This window comes from Streptomyces sp. NPDC035033 (assembly GCF_040636735.1).
Lineage (GTDB): Bacteria > Actinomycetota > Actinomycetes > Streptomycetales > Streptomycetaceae > Streptomyces.
The window spans coordinates 68,269-84,387 of sequence record NZ_JBEZUZ010000004.1; the positions used below are offsets into that span (position 1 = coordinate 68,269).

The 16,119-nt window shown below is 73.7% G+C and carries 14 protein-coding genes; 7 read left to right on the forward strand and 7 right to left on the reverse strand.

The genetic code is table 11. From position 1 onward, the window contains the following. Position 1: 1 nt before the first annotated feature. Both xdhB and AB0E83_RS03690 read right to left on the reverse strand, forming a co-directional pair. Positions 2-2,377 (reverse strand): xanthine dehydrogenase molybdopterin binding subunit, encoded by a 2,376-nt coding sequence (xdhB, locus tag AB0E83_RS03685; RefSeq protein ID WP_362105278.1) that lies wholly within the window; start codon positions 2,375-2,377, stop codon positions 2-4. Then, positions 2,374-3,897: an FAD binding domain-containing protein gene (locus AB0E83_RS03690; RefSeq protein ID WP_362105434.1), complete on the reverse strand. Its 1,524-nt coding sequence runs from the start codon at positions 3,895-3,897 to the stop codon at positions 2,374-2,376. Before AB0E83_RS03690 ends, xdhB begins: the two co-directional genes overlap by 4 nt. A gap of 741 nt (positions 3,898-4,638) precedes the next feature. Between AB0E83_RS03690 and AB0E83_RS03695 the strand changes: the two genes are divergently transcribed. From AB0E83_RS03695 to AB0E83_RS03705, 3 genes are read left to right on the forward strand one after another with little or no spacing between them, the layout of a single operon-like run. Next, a complete protein-coding gene (locus AB0E83_RS03695) occupies positions 4,639-6,078 on the forward strand; it encodes a uracil-xanthine permease family protein (protein WP_362105281.1) in 1,440 nt (479 codons plus the stop codon). Continuing rightward, positions 6,075-7,688: an amidohydrolase family protein gene (locus AB0E83_RS03700; RefSeq protein ID WP_362105284.1), complete on the forward strand. Its 1,614-nt coding sequence runs from the start codon at positions 6,075-6,077 to the stop codon at positions 7,686-7,688. The genes AB0E83_RS03695 and AB0E83_RS03700 overlap by 4 nt, the downstream gene beginning before the upstream one ends. Then, positions 7,685-8,395, forward strand: a complete 711-nt coding sequence (locus AB0E83_RS03705) for a sulfite exporter TauE/SafE family protein (protein ID WP_362105287.1) — start codon at positions 7,685-7,687, stop codon at positions 8,393-8,395. Before AB0E83_RS03700 ends, AB0E83_RS03705 begins: the two co-directional genes overlap by 4 nt. Here the strand turns inward: AB0E83_RS03705 and AB0E83_RS03710 are convergent. The 4 genes from AB0E83_RS03710 to AB0E83_RS03725 form a co-directional block, all read right to left on the reverse strand. Then, a complete protein-coding gene (locus AB0E83_RS03710; protein ID WP_362105290.1) occupies positions 8,379-9,428 on the reverse strand; it encodes a substrate-binding domain-containing protein in 1,050 nt (349 codons plus the stop codon). The two genes, AB0E83_RS03705 and AB0E83_RS03710, sit on opposite strands and share 17 nt — an antisense overlap. Positions 9,429-9,713: 285 nt before the next feature. Next, positions 9,714-10,910, reverse strand: coding sequence for a bifunctional glutamate N-acetyltransferase/amino-acid acetyltransferase ArgJ (gene argJ, locus AB0E83_RS03715; RefSeq protein WP_362105293.1), 1,197 nt, complete (start codon positions 10,908-10,910; stop codon positions 9,714-9,716). Between the two features lie 138 nt (positions 10,911-11,048). Then, complete coding sequence (locus AB0E83_RS03720) at positions 11,049-11,543, reverse strand: carboxymuconolactone decarboxylase family protein (protein WP_362105296.1); 495 nt, start codon at positions 11,541-11,543, stop codon at positions 11,049-11,051. A 347-nt stretch (positions 11,544-11,890) separates the two neighbouring features. After that, complete coding sequence (locus AB0E83_RS03725; RefSeq protein ID WP_362105299.1) at positions 11,891-12,667, reverse strand: DUF4232 domain-containing protein; 777 nt, start codon at positions 12,665-12,667, stop codon at positions 11,891-11,893. Between the two features lie 254 nt (positions 12,668-12,921). Between AB0E83_RS03725 and AB0E83_RS03730 the strand changes: the two genes are divergently transcribed. Continuing rightward, the gene (locus AB0E83_RS03730) at positions 12,922-13,545 is read left to right on the forward strand and encodes a hypothetical protein (RefSeq protein WP_362105302.1); all 624 of its coding nucleotides are present in this window, start codon (positions 12,922-12,924) and stop codon (positions 13,543-13,545) included. Between the two features lie 233 nt (positions 13,546-13,778). Here AB0E83_RS03730 and AB0E83_RS03735 read toward each other — a convergent pair whose 3' ends face one another. Then, entirely contained in the window at positions 13,779-14,129 is a 351-nt protein-coding gene (locus tag AB0E83_RS03735) for a hypothetical protein (RefSeq protein ID WP_362105305.1), read from the reverse strand. A 211-nt stretch (positions 14,130-14,340) separates the two neighbouring features. On the opposite strand from AB0E83_RS03735, the gene AB0E83_RS03740 reads away from it, so the two are divergent. The 3 genes from AB0E83_RS03740 (at position 14,341) to AB0E83_RS03750 (ending at position 15,972) form a co-directional block, all read left to right on the forward strand. Beyond that, a complete protein-coding gene (locus tag AB0E83_RS03740; RefSeq protein WP_362105308.1) occupies positions 14,341-14,772 on the forward strand; it encodes a hypothetical protein in 432 nt (143 codons plus the stop codon). A gap of 384 nt (positions 14,773-15,156) precedes the next feature. Further along, on the forward strand, positions 15,157-15,528 hold the full coding sequence (locus tag AB0E83_RS03745; RefSeq protein WP_362105311.1) for an RNHCP domain-containing protein: 372 nt from the start codon (positions 15,157-15,159) through the stop codon (positions 15,526-15,528). A 27-nt stretch (positions 15,529-15,555) separates the two neighbouring features. Further along, a complete protein-coding gene (locus tag AB0E83_RS03750) occupies positions 15,556-15,972 on the forward strand; it encodes an RNHCP domain-containing protein (RefSeq protein ID WP_362105314.1) in 417 nt (138 codons plus the stop codon). Positions 15,973-16,119: the final 147 nt, after the last annotated feature.

The window sequence follows — 16,119 nt, forward strand, 5'->3', positions numbered from 1 at the left end:
GTCAGGCACGGGCCGGCACTTCTGCCCCGGCCCGCGCCCCGTCGCCGGCGCGGCGGGCCGCCTGGACCGCCCAGTACACCGCCTCCGGCGTGGCGGGCGAGGCCAGTTCGACGGCGATCCCGCCCGGCCCGAACGCGGCCGCGGCCTGCCGCAGCGCCTCGCGCACCGAGAACGCCAGCATCAGCGGGGGCTCGCCCACCGCCTTGGAGCCGTAGACCGCGCCCTCCTCGGTGGCGTTCTCCAGGAGCGTGACGTGGAACTCCTCGGGCATCTCCGAGAAGCTCGGCAGCTTGTACGTGCTCGCCGCCTGGGTCAGGAACCGGCCGCGGCCCGGGCCGTCGCCGGTGTCCCAGCGCGGGTCCTCCAGCGTCAGCCAGCCCGCGCCCTGCACGAAGCCGCCCTCGACCTGACCGATGTCGATCATCGGGGAGAGGCTCTCGCCGACGTCGTGGACGATGTCCACCCGCCGGATCCGGTACGCGCCGGTGAAGCCGTCGACCTCCACCTCGGTCGCCGCGGCGCCGTAGGCGAAGTACTTGAACGGCGAGCCGCGGAAGGCCGTGGCGTCCCAGTGCAGGCCCTCGGTCCGGTAGAAGCCGGCCGCCGAGAGCTGGACCCGCTGGAAGTACGCGGTGCGCACCAGGTCGTCCCAGGCCAGCTCCTCGTCGCGGCCCAGGGCGCGCGCGACGCCCTCGACGATGCGCACGTCCGAGGCGTTCGCGCCCAGCCGGGTGGCGGCCACCTGGAGGAGCCGTTCGCGCAGCTGCTCGCAGGCGTTCTTGATCGCCCCGCCGTTGAGGTCCGCGCCCGCGCTGGCGGCGGTGGCGGAGGTGTTGGGGACCTTGTCGGTGCGCGTCGGGGCGAGGCGGACCCGGTGCGGCGGGATGCCCAGCGCGGTCGCGGCCACCTGGATCATCTTGGTGTGCAGGCCCTGGCCCATCTCGGTGCCGCCGTGGTTGATCAGGACGGAGCCGTCCTTGTAGATCAGGACCAGCGCGCCGCCCTGGTTGAAGGCGGTGAGGTTGAAGGAGATGCCGAACTTGATGCCGGTGATCGCGAGGGCCCGCTTGGTGTGCGGGTGCGCGGCGTTGAACGCGGCGATCTCGCGCGTACGGTCGGCGAGGCCGGCGCCCTCCTTGACCTGCCGCCAGACGGCGGAGATCCGTTCGGGCTGGGTGACCGGCTGTCCGTACGGCGTCGTCTGGCCCTGGCCCGGCCGGTAGAAGTTGCGCTCGCGCAGCTCCATGGGGTCCAGGCCGAGCAGCGGCGCGCAGCGGCCGAGGACGTCCTCGATCACCAGCATGCCCTGCGGGCCTCCGAAGCCGCGGAAGGCGGTGTTGGAGACCGTGTTCGTCCTGGCGATGCGGCCGGCGACGCGGGCGTTCGGGATCCAGTACGTGTTGTCGATGTGGCACAGCGCGCGGGCGAGGACCGGCTCGGACAGGTCCAGGCTCCAGCCGCCGTCCGCGACCAGGGTGGCGTCGAGGGCCTGGATGCGGCCCTCGGCGTCGAAGCCGATCTTCCACGTGGCGTGGAAGCCGTGCCGCTTGCCGGACATGGTCATGTCCTGCGTCCGGTTGAGCCGGAACCGCACCGGGCGGCCCGTCAGCTTGGCGCCGAGCGCCGCGACGGCCGCGAAGCCGTGCGGCTGCATCTCCTTGCCGCCGAAGCCGCCGCCCATCCGCAGGCACTGCACGGTCACCTCGTGCGCGGGCACGCCGAGCACGTGGGAGACGATCTCCTGGGTCTCCGAGGGGTGCTGGGTGCTGCTCTGGACGAACACCTGCCCGTTCTCGTCGATCTGGGCGAGCGCCGCGTGCGTCTCCAGGTAGAAGTGCTCCTGGCCGGCGAACTGGAACTCGCCGGTGAACACGTGCGCGGAGTCGGCGAAGCCGGCGTCGACGTCGCCGTGCACCATCAGCGGCCGGGCGCCGTGGTAGCTGCCGGCCTCGATCGCCTCCCGCAGCGAGACCAGCGAGGGCAGCTCCTCCAGCTCCACCTCGACGGCCGCCGCGCCGAGGCGGGCGGCCTCCAGGGTCTCGCCGAGCACCCAGGCCACCGCGTGGCCGTGGAACATGACCTCGTCGGGGAAGAGCGGCTCGTCGTGCTTCATGCCGGCGTCGTTGACGCCGGGCACGTCGGCGCCGGTCAGCACGCGGACCACGCCGGGCACGGCGAGCGCGGGTCCGGTGCGCAGCGCGGTGATCCGGGCATGGGCCTTCATGACCTGGACCGGGTAGGCGTGCAGCACGTCCTTGGTGCGCTGGACCAGGTCGTCGGTGTAGAGCGCGGTGCCCGTGACGTGCTGGAAGGCGCTCTCGTGCGGCATCGGGAGGCCGACGACCGGCTTCTCGGGGCGCTCGGACAGATGACTCATGACGACACCGCCTCGGTGGTCTGTGCGTACAGCTTCAGCAGGCTCTGGCCGAGCATCGCGGAACGGTAGAGGGCGCTGGCCCGGTGGTCGTCCATCGGCGTGCCCTCGCCCCGCAGCACCCGGGCCGCGGCCTCGGCGGTCTCCGCCGACCAGGGCCTGCCCTCCAGGGCCGCCTCGGTGGCGAGGGCGCGGATCGGGGTGGCGGCCACGCCGCCCAGGCCGATGCGGGCCTTGCGGACGACGCCGTTCCCGATGCCGGTTCCGGTGCCGCCCTCGATGTCGAGGGCGAAGGCGACGGCGACGCTGGAGATGTCGTCGAAGCGCCGCTTGGCGATCTTGTGGAAGGCCGTGACCGGCGACAGCGGCAGCGGGACGCGCACCGCGCGGATCAGCTCGCCGGGCCGGCGCACGCTCTGCCGGTAGCCGGTGAAGTACTCCGCCAGCGGGACCTCGCGCTCGCCGTCGGCGTCGGCGAGCACCACCGACGCGTCGAGCGCGAGCAGGGCCGGCGGGCTGTCCCCGATGGGGGACCCGGTGCCCAGGTTGCCGCCGAGGGTCGCGCCGTTGCGGATGAGCCGGGACGCGAACTGCGGGAAGAGGTCGGCCAGGAGGGGGACGCCGCCGTCGAGGCGGCGCTCGATCTCGGTGAGCGTCAGCGCCGCCCCGATCTCGACGTGGTCGGCCTCGATCCGCAGCTCGCGCAGTTCGGGCAGCCGGTCGACGGCGACGACGCACCCCGCCCGGCGGGAGCGGATGTTGACCTCCACGCCCCAGTCGGTGGAGCCGGCGACCACGACCGCGTCGGGCCGCTCGCGCAGCAGGCGCAGGGTCTCGTCCAGGGTGTTCTTCCGCAGGAACGCGCTGTCGCCCCGGGTGTACGCGGTGGCCACCGGCCGCGGCGGGGCCTGCTCGCGGCGCCGGGCCAGGGGGTCGTCCGCGGCGGGCGTGCCGACGGCGAACGCGGCGTCGCGGATGGGGCGGTAGCCGGTGCAGCGGCACAGGTTCCCGCTCAGCGCGTGCAGGTCGAAGCCGTTCGGGCCGTGCTCGGGGTCGGTGCCGCCGTCCGGGTCCGCGTGCGCGCAGCGGTCGGGACGGTAGTACTCGGCGGCCATGCTGCACACGAACCCCGGTGTGCAGTAACCGCATTGGGAGCCGCCGCGGACCGCCATCTCCTCCTGCACCGGGTGCAGGGCGGGCGGCGTGCCGGCCTCGCCGGGGGTGGCGAGCCCCTCGGCGGTGACGACCTCCTGGCCGTCGAGCGCCGCGACCGGGAGCAGGCAGGCGTTGACCGCCACCCAGTCGGTGGGCTTGTCGAGCCCGGGGCGGGCGACCAGGACGGAACAGGCTCCGCACTCGCCCTCGGCGCAGCCCTCCTTGGTGCCGGTGAGACCGCGCTCGCGCAGGAAGTCCAGCACCGTGGTGTGGGGCGCGGCCGGTGCGATCGGCGTCTCGTCGCCGTTGACCGTGATCCGTGCCTCGGTGTTCCGCGCCTCGGCGTTCTGTGCCTGGGCGTTCCGCACCTCGGCGTTCTGTGCCTCGGTGATCTGTGCCTCCGTCACGACGAGCCTCCGTTCCTGCACGTGAGCGACCGATGCGTCATGTTCGTCAATGTCAGGCAGCTTTCTGTGTTCGGACACGCCACGTGGGGAGGGCGGGCGCGGAAGGGCACGCGACGGCGAGGTGCCGGAAACGGGCGGGGAAGAGCGGGGAAGGGCGGGGAAAGGGGGGTGCGGGACGTCAGGAGACCCGCGAAGCACCCCTGTGTCGATGTGCCACGGGAGGGCACACGGGGAACGGCGCGTTCAGCAGCCGTGCGCGATCCGGCCCGGAACCCAGGCGGTGCACTCGGCGAGGCGGCCGAGGTCGGAGTAGGTGGACATCCGTCGATCGCCTCCTTCCGGGCGCTGTGGGACGACGTTGACGGCAAGCTAGTGGCCGGCGCCGGGCAGGTCAAGGGGTCACCGCCCTCCCCCGCCCACCGCGCGACCGCCGCCCGGCCTGCGAAGACCCGCGCGGAAACCCCTGCGAAGACTCCTGCGAAGACCTCTGCGGAAACCCCTGCGAAGGACCTGGCCCGGGTCCCTGCGAAGACCCCGTGGAGGCCGGCTCCGCACCCGCTGCCGCCGTTCTCTTGACGGGGTCCCCCGGCGTCCCCATACTGACGGCCAAATCGATTTGGCCAAATCGATTTGGCCCTCCGTTCGGGGCCGGATCGCGGCTGATTTGTCCGAGCATGCCCCACGCCCGAATGGAGCTCGAACGTGTCCAGTCACCGACCGCCCGCACCCCGTACGCCCTACCCCCCGGCGCCGGAACCCTCCCCGTCCGGCGCCGCCCCCGAGAACGCCCGGCGGGCCACCGCTCCCCCCGCCGTCCACCCCGTCGACGAGTCGCGCCCCCTCGGCCGGATCGTCCTCTTCGGGATCCAGCACGTCCTCGTCATGGCGGCCACCCCCATCTCGGCGATCTTCCTGATGAGCGCCACCCTTCGCCTCGACCCCGGCCTGACCGTCAACCTGCTCTCCGCGGCGTTCGTGCTCTCCGGCGTCGGATCGCTGATCCAGTCGCTGGGGCCCTGGAAGTTCGGCCCCCGGCTGCCGTTCGTGATGCTTCCCGGCGGCGCGCCGCTCATCCTGTTCCTCGCCATCGCCGAGCAGCACGGGCTGCGGACCGCCACCGGCGCGGTCCTCCTGACGGCCGCCTTCTCCTTCGTCGTCCTGCCGGTCTTCTCACGGCTGCTCAGGTTCTTCCCGGCGCTGGTCATCGGCACGATGATCGTCATCGTCGGGGTCAACCTGGTGAAGGTCGGCGCGGTCCTCGTCACCGGCCGGCCCGGGGAACCGGGGTTCGCGGACACGACGAACCTCGCGCTCGGGATGGCGACGATCGGGTTCACCGTCGTCTTCTACCTGCTCTTCACCGGCATCCTCCGGCAGCTCGCCGTCATGCTCGGGCTGGTCGCCGGCACCGTGCTGGCCGGCCTCCTCGGCCGCTTCGACCCCGGCGGCGCGACCGAGGGCGGCCTGATCGGCCTGCCGCAGCTGATGCCCTTCGGCTCACCGCAGTTCAGCCTGGTCGCCGCCCTTCCGCTGATGCTCTACAGCCTCGCCTCGATGGCGGAGGCCACCGGCCAGACCGTCATCAACGCCGAGGCCGTCGGCAAGCGGATCGACCCGCGCACCGACGTGCCCAAGACCGTCCGCGGTGACGCCCTGACCTCGCTCTTCGGCGGCTTCTTCGGCCTGCCGCTGATGGTGACCAGCGGCGAGAACATCGGGATCGTCCGCGTCACCGGCGTCCGCAGCCGCTACGTCACGGCCGCCGCCGGCGTGGTCCTCGTCGTCATCGGGTTCCTCGCGCCGGTGACCCGGGCCATCAGCGCCGTCCCGTCCGCCGTGGTCGGCGGCACGGCCATGGTCGTCTTCGCCGTGATCACCGTGCTCGGCGTGCAGATGCTCGGCCGCTCCGACCTCGACAAGCACACCAGCACCTTCGTCTGCGCCGTCGCCCTGGCGCTCGGCCTGCTGCCGATCCTCGTCCCCGGCGTGTACGCCGGCTTCCCGCCGAACGCCCGCATCCTCCTCGAAAGCGGCGTCGCCGTCGGCGCGTTCACCGCCGCCGTCCTCAACGTCCTGTTCCACCACGTCAGGCCGCGCGTCGCCGCCCGGCCGACCGCCCCGCGCACGGAAAGCGACCGATGAACCAGCTCACCCGAGACCTCCTCGACTCCCCCGACCCGCTCCTCCTCGTCCCCGACGCCGTCCTCCTGCCGGAGGGAACCGTCGACGGACACGCGGTCGTCGTCGCCGACGGCACCTTCCGCGCCGTCGGCCCCGCCGCGGAACTCGCACGCGCCCATCCGCACCTCGACGCCGTGCCCCTGCCCGGCCACCTCCTGATGCCCGGCTTCGTCGACGCCCACCATCACCTGACCCAGAGCTTCGGCTCCGCGCTCGCCTTCGGGGAGCCGTCGGAGATCTTCCGCCGGGTGTGGGTGCCGCTGGAGGGGGCGCTGGACGAGGAATCGGCCTACGTCGCGGCCAAACTGGCGGCGCTGGAGGCCCTGCGCGGCGGCTTCACCACCGTCACCGACGCCGGTACCCGCGCCGGCGTGGACGTGGACGTCGTCGCCTCCGCCGCCCGAGACGCCGGGATCCGCTGCGTCCTCGGCCTCGTCTGCAACGACGCCCGGGACGACGCGCCCGGCGACGCCGAGGACGCCACACGCGCCGCCGCCGTCCTCGAAAGCGCCGAGAAGCACCTCGCCCGGTACGACGACGACCCCCTGGTCCACCCCTCGCTCGCCGTCTCCATCCCCGAGGCCGCGACCTCCACGACCCTGCGGTCCACCGCACGCCTCGCCGCGGAAGCCGGGGCGATCGTGCAGATCCACGTCAACGAGCACCTGGCCGGCGTCGAACGCTCCCTCGTACGGCACGGGCTGCGGCCGCTCGAACACCTGCACAGGCTCGGCGCGCTCGGCCCCCACCTGCTCGCCGCGCACGCCACCCTGCTCACCCCCCGCGAGCTGACCCTGCTCGCCGACACCGGCACCGCCGTCAGCTACAACCCGGTGGCCAGCGCCTGGAAGGGCAACGCCGTCGCCCCGGCCGTCGCCATGGCCGAGCGCGGCATCCGCTTCGGGCTCGGCACCGACGGGACCCGCGGCGACGGGTTCCGGCTCGCGGACGCGGCCGAGTCCGCCCAGCGGATCGCCTACGGGCTCGCCACCGGGGACTCGTCGTGCGGCGCCGGCTGGACCTGGCTCGACCGCGCCACCGCCGGCGGCGCCGACGCGGTCGGCCTCGGCGCGCGCACCGGCGCCGTCGCCGAGGGCCTGGCCGCCGACTTCCTCCTCGTCGACCTCACCACCCCCGAGCTCGCGCTCTCCTGGGACGTGCCGTGGGAGCTGGTCCGCCGGGGCAACCGGGACCAGATCAGCGCCGTGTTCGTCGCCGGGCGCCTGCGGCTGTGGCAGGGCCGGCCCGTCGGCTGGGACGGCCCCGCGCTCGTACGGCGGGCGGTCGAACTGGCCCGGGCCACCGTCGAGAGGGCGCCCCTCACCCGCGTCCACCCCACCTCCACGGCGGCACGCCGGAACGCGACACGGGAGCGGAGCACGGCACAGCGGGGCCCGGCGCAGCAGGACACGGCCCGGCAGGGCGCGGCGCAGCAGGACACGGCACCGCAGGACACGGCCCAGCAAGGCGCGACGCAGCAGGACACGGCACCGCAGGACACGGCCCAGCAAGGCGCGACGCAGCAGGACACGGCACCGCAGGACACGGCCCAGCAAGGCGCGGCGCGGTGAGCGCGGAGGCACTCGCGGTCCTCGCCGTCACGGTGGGCGTCGCCGCGTTCGTCCAGGGCAGCAGCGGGCTGGGCTTCGCCCTGATCGTCGCGCCCGTGGCCGGGATCCTCGACCCCGGTCTGCTCCCGGTCTTCGTCCTGGCGACCATGATCCCGCTCAACCTGTACGTCGCCTGGCGCGAGCGGGCCTCGATCGACCTGCGCGGCGCGGGCTGGATCACCGGGGCGCGGCTGGCCGCCACGCCCGCCGGGCTCGCGCTGCTCTGGCTGATCCCGGACCGCGGCATCGGCCTGTTCGTGGGCGCCGCCACCGTACTGGCCGCGGTCGTGAGCCTCGCCGCGCCCGCCTTCGCGCCCGGCCGGCTCGCCTACGTCGGCGCGGGCGCGGTGACCGGGCTGACGGAGACCGCGACCGGCGTCGGCGGCCCCCCGCTCGCCCTCGTCTACCAGCACCGCCCGCCCGCCGAGCTGCGCTCGACCGTCGCGGCCTGCTTCCTCGCCGGGGAAGTGGCGTCGCTGGCGCTGCTGTTCGCGACGGGCGAGGGCCGTCCGGCGGACCTGGTGACGGCGGTGGCGCTGCTGCCGGCGATCGCCGCGGGCGCGTGGTTGAGCCGACTGGCGCACCACCGGCTGGACGCGCGCAGGACGCGGCTGTGCGTCCTCGTCTTCGCCCTGGTCTCCGGGCTCGTGCTCATGCTCGGTCTGTGACCCGTGCCGACGAGGCACGCGCGATGACGCGCGGCTCGGGCGCCGTCGCCACCGTGGCGGCGGCGCCCTCGCCGCGCAGCCGGCCGAGCAGCAGCTCCACGGCGTCGGCCGCCGCGCGGTCCAGGTGGAGGTCGACGGCGGTCAGCGGCGGCTCGCAGGTCCGGGCGCGCAGCCCGTCGTACCGGGTGACGACCATGACGTCGTCCGGCACGGACCGCCCGCTGTCCCGGATCGCCCGCACCGCGCCCACCGCGAAGGCGTCCACCAGCGCGCAGACCGCGTCGGTCCCGGGGTGTTCGGCGAGCAGGGCGGCGCAGCGCTCGTAACCGGCCCGCTCCCCGCCCGCCTCCGGCACGCTCACGACGACGGGCGGCCAGCCGGACCGCTCGGCGAGCCGCTCGTACGCCGCGAGCGCGTCGACCGACGAGTGCCGCGCGCCCGAGCCGATCATCAGCGCGGGCCGCCGGGCGCCCCGCTCGCGCAGGTGGGTGAGGAGCAGTTCGGCGACGAGCCCGCCGCGCAGGTCGACGTAGGGCGCCGGGTCGTCCGGCGCCACCGGCCGGCCGAGCGACACGTAGGGCAGCCCCCGCTCCCTCAGCTGCGCCACCGCCGCGTCGTCCGCGTCCGGTTCGACGACGATGGCCCCGTCGATGTCGACGGAGTACAGCGCGGACCCCGACTGCACGGGCGGGACGAGCACCAGCGCGTAGTCGTGCAGCAGGGCGCTCTCCGCGGCGGCCGCGGCGATCTCCATGTAGAACCCGAGCCGCGAGGGCCCGCCGGCCACCGCGAACGGCATCGAGGAGGCGAGCGCGATGGCCCTCGCCTCCCCCCTGCGCAGCCGCTGGGCCCGCAGGTTGGGCCGGTAGCCGAGCTCGGCGGCGGTCTGCTTGACGCGCTCCCGCGTCCTCGGGTCGACCTTGCCGATCCCGTTGAGGGCGTGGGAGACCGTCGTACGCGACACCCCGGCGATCCGCGCGACGTCGGCGATCGTCGGGGGCCGCGAACCGGGGCCGGGACCGGGGGTTGGCATCGCCGGGCGCTCCTTGCGGGCCGAGGACAGGACACCCCCATCTTCGCCGACCGGCCGCGGCGGGACACCACCCGGCCGTGGCACCGGTCACGGCACCAGTCACGGCACCGGCGGGGGCCTCATCGGCGGGGGCGGGAGCTGCGGTGTCTCACCGGCGGGGTCTCACTCGCGGGGGCGGGAGCCGCGGAGGCGGGAGCCGCGGAGGCGGGAGCCGCGGGGTCTCACCCGCGAGGTCTCACCGGCGGGATCTCACCGGCGGGGGCGGGGAGTCGCGGTCGGGTGCGCTCACGTCGTGTAGTCCGCGTTGACGCGGACGTATCCGGCGGACAGGTCGCAGCCGTAGACCGTGGCCTCGGCCTCCCCGAGGCCGAGCGTGACGACGATGTCGACCTCGTCCCGGCGCATGACGTCGACGAGCGCGTCGAGGGTGTCGTCCCCGGGCTCCTCGGGGTACACCTCGATGTCGCCGAACCGCACGGTGACGTCGCCCGGCACGATGTCGGTGTCGTCGGTGTTCTTGCCGATGGCCATCAGCACCCGGCCCCAGTTGGGGTCGGCGCCGTGGACGGCGGTCTTGACCAGCGGGGAGTTCACCACGCTCTTGGCGACGCGCTTGGCCTGCGCGCGGTCGCCGGCCCCGGCGACCGTGACGCGCAGGAGCTTGGTGGCGCCTTCGCCGTCACCGGCCAGCTGCCGGGTGAGGTCCAGGCAGAGGTCGGCGAGGGCGTCGGCGAACTCCGCCGGATCGACCGGCCCCGCGGCGCCGTTGGCGATGACCGCCACCGTGTCGGAGGTGGAGGTGTCGGTGTCGACGCTCAGGCAGTTGAAGGTGCGGTCCACCGCCGCGCGCAACGCGCCGGACAGGTCGGCCGGGGCCACCTCCGCGTCGGTGAACACGTAGGCCAGCATCGTGGCCATGTCGGGTTCGAGCATGCCGACGCCCTTGGCGACGCCCACGACGCGGGCCCGTCCGACGGTCCGTACGGCGGTCTTCGGGCGGGTGTCGGTGGTCATCATCGCGCGGGCCACGTCCAGCGGTCCGGCCGTGAACGCCGCGAGGCCGCGCCCGGCGGTCTCGTCGAGGTGCGCGCGGATGGTGTCCATCGGCAGCGGGCGCCCGATGACGCCGGTGGAGCCGATGAGCACCTCCTCCTGGGGGACGCCCAGGATCCCGGCGACGCGGCGGACGACCTCGGCGGCGTTCTCCGCGCCCTGGCGCCCGGTGGCGACGTTCGCGTTCTGCGCCAGCGTCGTCACGGCGCGCAGGCGCCCTCCCGCGGCGTGCGCGCGGCTGAGGACGACGGCCGGCCCCGCGAAGAGGCTCCGGGTGAACATCGCGGCGCCGGCGGCCGGCCGGTCCGACACGACGACGGAGATGTCGTCGCCGTGCTCGCGCAGGCCGCCGTGGCCGGTGTAGGCCCGGAAGCCCAGGGGCCACGCCAGGGGACCGGACTCTCGATGCAATGCATGATCATGCGTCATGCGGAATATATTTGCACTCTAGGCGTGGGGTGTCCATCCCGTTTCGGGCTCCCTGTCCGCCCACCCGCCCCTCCACCCATCCGCCTTCGCCCCTCCGGGAGTTCGGAAGGCGAGGGCGGGCGGGTTCACCGCCGGACGTCAGTCCCACTGCTGGTCGGCGAGGGAGGTGACGGGCTGGGGCTTGCCGATGACGGCGAGGGCGATGAAGAAGTTGATCTGGCCGATGGCGATGGTGAGGGTCGCGATCGCCTTCTCGTCGTAGTGCCGGGCCACCTCGGCGTACAGCTCGTCGGTGACGCGCTCGCGCCCGTGCGGGGCGGGCTGGAGGGTGGCCTCGACGAGGGCGAGGGCGGCGCGTTCGGCATCGGTGAAGTAGGGGGCGTCCTGCCAGGAGGAGACCGCGGTGATGCGCTCCTCGCTCTCGCCCGCCTTGCGCAGGAAACTGGTGTTGAGGACGGTCAGGTAGGTGTTGCGCACGATCTGGCCGGCGCGCAGGTGGATCAGGTTGATCGTCGTGCGCGGCACCGACTGGTTCCCGGTGGCCCGGAACAGGGCCGCGCTGACGTCGCTCAGCTCGGGCACGAACTCGGCGGGGTTCGCCATCCGGGAGATCGGGGCGGCGGGGTGCGTCATGGCTGTTCTCGCTCTCGTGGGTGGGGCCCCGTCGGCCCCTTCACTCCCCTGACGGACCGGCCCGCGAGGGTGTGACCGGATCCCGGAAATTCTTTTTCCGACCCTGGCCCGGCCGTCCCAACGGCCGGGAGCACCAGCGACTCAAGCGACTCAAGCGACCGAAGGACGAGCAAGCGCGCACGAACGGGAGACGGCGCCGGGGACGGAGACGGAAACGGCCGCCGTCCCGCCCCTCCGGGCGACGGAGGGACGGGACGGCGGAGCTCTCCGGGCCGCTGCTCGGAGCTGCCGACCGCGCAGAGCCGTCGGTTGTTCGGAGCTATCGATCGCTCAGGGCTGCCGGCTGCTCAGAGCTGGTTGATCGGGCGCATCGCCAGGCCCTCGGTGCCGGCCCAGCCGTTCACGCGCGCCGCGTCGTCGACGGAGACGGTGTCGAGGCCGTCGGGCAGGTCGAAGATGAGCGTGCCGCTCAGTTCGGTGCCCTCGCCGGCGATCAGGGTGGCGGTGAAGCGGTCGGACTGGTCGTACTCCGCCTCGCCGCCCTCGTCGTTGCCGAAGACGTACAGACCGGCGTAGGCCTTGCCGCCTCCCTCGACGACGACGGGCTCGGTGTCCGGCTCGCCGAGCGTCTGGACGATCGGGGCGTCGTTGCCCGCCTTGAGGCGTACCTGCGGCGCGTCGTTGAGGACGCACGGCGTCCTGGAGTTGTTGGTGACGGTCAGCAGGAAGTGACGGGGGGTCTCCCCGGCCTCGTCCTGGAGCTCGACCGCGGTGCCCAGCCCGGCGGCCTCGCAGTCCGCGTACTCCGTGCCGTTGCCGCCGCCGGTCTCGCCGCTGTCCCCGGTGCCGGTGGCCGTCGGACTGCCGCTGCCGGTCCCGGAGTCGCCCGTGGGCGCGGTGGTCTCCGACGTGCTTCCGCCAACCGGCGCGGAGCCCGAGGGGGCGGGGGCCGAGGGCGCGGAGGCCGACGGCGTGGCGGCGGTCGGCGACGCGGCGGCCTCATCGCCACCGCCGGAGGACTGGCAGGCGGTGGCCGTCAGCAGGGCCGCGGCCACGGCCGCGCCCAGGACGGCGCCGCGCAGGCCCCGGCGCGGTGAACCGTTTCTGACCGTCTTCGAGTTCATCCCTTTTCCCTCTTCCCCCGTGACCGGACCTCAGCCGGCCGGTGTACAAGCGTCAGAACCATCCTTGCCGCGCAGGCGAGCCCCCTCACCGCTCTCCCCCGTTTGTTACAGCCCTCGCACGAACCAGCGGCCGTGGCGTGACCGACCTCCCCCGCCGGGCCCGTCTCGCAAAGGGGCGGGGTGGGGCGCGGCGGGGCGGGCCGCTCGCTGCTCCCGGACCGGCCCGTGTCAGTGCCGGGTGGCAGGATCGAGGGGTGCTGATCGAGGGATACGACGCCGGCCCGCTGGTGCCGGGCGAGCCGCTGCTGGTCCGACCGGGCTTCTGGTCGAACCACCTCCTGGCGATGTGCGGCGACGGGGAGTGCGCCGAGCGCCCGCTCCCGGAGTGGTTCGGCGAGGACGACGCCGATGCCGACGCCCTGTCCGAGGTCCTCTTCGACCCCGGTCACTGGCCGGTGTTCAGAGTCCCGGCGGAGGACGGCCCCGGAGCCGTGGTGATCTACCGCAACCTGGACGACGACTGCGGCACCGACTACCTCCTCACCCCTCCGAGCGGAAGCCGCGCCGAGCCGATCGCCACCTGGGACGGAGACTTCTCGGGCCCCGGCCTGACGTGGCACGAACTGACCCGGATCGCCCACAGCCCGTCCCCCGCGGACGAAGGCGTCCGAGACTCGGCCACCCGCTTCCTGCTCCTGCTCCCCCTCCTCACCGACCCCGACCTACCGGAAGCAGCCCCGGCCCGGCTCACCGCCGCCCTGACCACGGTCGGCGCGCCCCGGACCACCGCCGCCCTCGCGGCGGAACACCTCCTGTCCCACCTCGCGAGAAGATCCCGCCACGACCCCGCATGGACGTCCCCGCTGAGCGGTACCTGAGAGGCGGGCCGAGCCGCCGGTCGCCCACGGAACGACCCCACCGGCGCCTCGCTCGCACGAGAACCGCCCACCGCCCCGAAGCCCACCGCCGCCCTCTCCCCACCGCAGACCGGCAGGGCGCAGCTCACCGTTCCCACCGACAGCACCGGCCCGCATCCGCGCCCGGACCCGGATCCTCCGGAGCGGCCGGAGCGTCCGACACACCGGCGCACCGGAGGACGACATGGGCACGGTCAGCACCGACGGTGCCACCACGCCAACTCCGGATCTGCCACGGGCTCGTGATGTGTCCGTCTGAGCAGCGACGCGTCGAGGCTCTCGACCTGCACCCGCAGTTCGGCGGCGGCGCTCGGGGGCAGCATGAGCAGAACTTCGTGCAACGTGTCCCGGGCCCAGCCTTCGCCGCAGCACGGGCAGGTGAACTCGGCCTCCCAACGCCTCCAGCGGCGCCGGGTGCCGTGGACGCGGACGGACCACACGCTCAGCGCCACCGACACGATGCCCGGGACCAACCGCTCCCGTTCAAGGGTGCGGACAGCGGCGTTCGCCGCCCCCGACAGTCCCGGGATGTCGCGGTAACGCACCCACGGCACTCCCCTCGCACGTCCACGCGGCCGAAGCGAAGCGGGTGTTCTACGCGGCACGGCCCCTTCGGACTTCCCTCATGAGCGGCGACCTCCCCCGGCCCGGGGCCGACCGGCCATCCGCCAGGACCCCGGATCTTCCGTTCGGTCGCCAACTCGACGCGGCCTCGGCAACGATACGACGCCGTCGCATCCTCACCAGGAGCCACCCGTGTCGTCCAGAACCGCAGACATCGACTTCACCTTCGCCCGCGAACTCACGGTCCGCACCACCGTCGAGGCCCTGGCCGCCACAGGATGGGCGCTGGAGGAGCCGCTCTGGTACATGGTGAACGACGACGACATGTACGACTGGAAGTCCGCCACCCGCGACCACACGCAGGATGTCCTGGCCCTCCTGGACGCACCGGAGCACGTGAACCATCACGCGGGCGTCTGCGTCTACCACGAGCAGGCGAGCACAGGCGGCCGGCTCCTGTTCTTCCCCGGCCGCCTGGCCTGTAGCTTCACCCCGTCCATCGACCGGCGGCGGCTGCCCGGCTCGGCCGGCTTCACCGACCTGAGCTGGTACATGCACACCCTTGTGCCGCCCCTCCTGACGGTCGGACTGGAGAGCTACGAAGCACGCGACATCGGCCACTGAAGCCCCTGCTCGACCCGCACTCGGCCCGCGCTCGGCCCGCGCAGGACCTTTCCCGGGGCCTCGGGGAGCGGGGAGGCGTCGAAATAATGCGTTGACGGCCCTGGAAGGCGCCTTGTTAACCTGACCGGGTCGTTCTGATTCGTTCTGGGCCTGTGTGCCCTGGAAAAGGGTGTTTGATGTCCCGGACCGCGCCGAGTGCGCCTCGCCGTACCGCGTAACCGTCCGCTTTCTTCCGCTGCCCGTTCCTCCGGGCCGCTGCCGGACGTGTTCTCCGGTGCTCCGAACCGCCTGTCCGCCGTTCTGCGGTGGCATCGGGCTGTCCTCCGACGAGGCCGCTCGGCCTGCTCTTGCTGTCTTGACCACTTCCCAGCAAGGAGCACCCGGGTGTCCCACCACACCACCACCCACAACAACATCCTCGGCCTCGGCACCTTCGCCTGTGCCTGGTGCGGTCTGACCGTGTCCGCGCACGCCCCCGACGGCGCGCCGCGCAACCACTGTCCGTCCTGTCTCCACTCCCGGCACGTCCTCGACCACGTCGAGGGCGGTCCGAGCGACTGCGAGGGCCGGATGTCCCCGATCGCCATCGCCGTCCTCCGCACCGGTGACTGGAGGGTGATCCACCGCTGCGTGCGCTGCGACGAGCTCACCTCCCACCCGATCTGCGCGGACGACAACCAGCTCATCCTGATGCGCATGGCGGTCCGTCCGCTGGCCCAGCCCCCCTTCCCGCTCGAAGCGTTCGGAACCCTCTGACCGCCCGAGAAGGGAAGGAGCACCACCGTGTCACGCACCAACAACCCCGGGCGGCGCCGCCGTCCGCAGCGGCACAAGGACGTCCTGCACGCCCGGGGCGGCCACCGGGCGGACGCCTTCCGGTGCGCGTCCTGCCGTCTCGACGTGTCCCTGGACGCGCCCGGCACCGCGCACCGCAACCACTGCCCCACCTGCCTGGCCAGTCTGCACGTCGACCGGAAGGTCCCCGGCGACCGCGCCGCGGACTGCCGGGGCCGGATGGAGGCGCTGGCGATGTCCGTCCGCGCCGACGGCGAGTGGATGATCATCCACCAGTGCGCCACGTGCGGCGAGCTCAGCGCCAACCGCATCGCCGGCGACGACAACCCCCTGGCCCTGGTCCGCCTCGCCCTCAGGCCCCTGGCCGACCCGAACGCCGCAGGCCGCGTCCTCCTCACCCTGTGACCCGGCACGGCGGCCACGAGCGGGGCGCGGCCACGGCCGCGCCCCGCGCCCCAGCCCCGACCACGACCACGACTTCACCCACGTCCGTTCCGTCGGGCTGGTGACCCGAGAGCCCTCCCCCGGCAGGCATCTGCGCCGGACGAAGCC

Excerpts from the sequence above, each read along its gene's own strand:
- xdhB (WP_362105278.1), bottom strand. The coding sequence starts at position 2,377 with ATGAGTCATCTGTCCGAGCGCCCCGAGAAGCCGGTCGTCGGCCTCCCG.
- AB0E83_RS03700 (WP_362105284.1), top strand. The coding sequence starts at position 6,075 with ATGAACCAGCTCACCCGAGACCTCCTCGACTCCCCCGACCCGCTCCTC.
- AB0E83_RS03710 (WP_362105290.1), bottom strand. The coding sequence starts at position 9,428 with ATGCCAACCCCCGGTCCCGGCCCCGGTTCGCGGCCCCCGACGATCGCC.
- argJ (WP_362105293.1), bottom strand. The coding sequence starts at position 10,910 with ATGACGCATGATCATGCATTGCATCGAGAGTCCGGTCCCCTGGCGTGG.
- AB0E83_RS03720 (WP_362105296.1), bottom strand. The coding sequence starts at position 11,543 with ATGACGCACCCCGCCGCCCCGATCTCCCGGATGGCGAACCCCGCCGAG.
- AB0E83_RS03725 (WP_362105299.1), bottom strand. The coding sequence starts at position 12,667 with ATGAACTCGAAGACGGTCAGAAACGGTTCACCGCGCCGGGGCCTGCGC.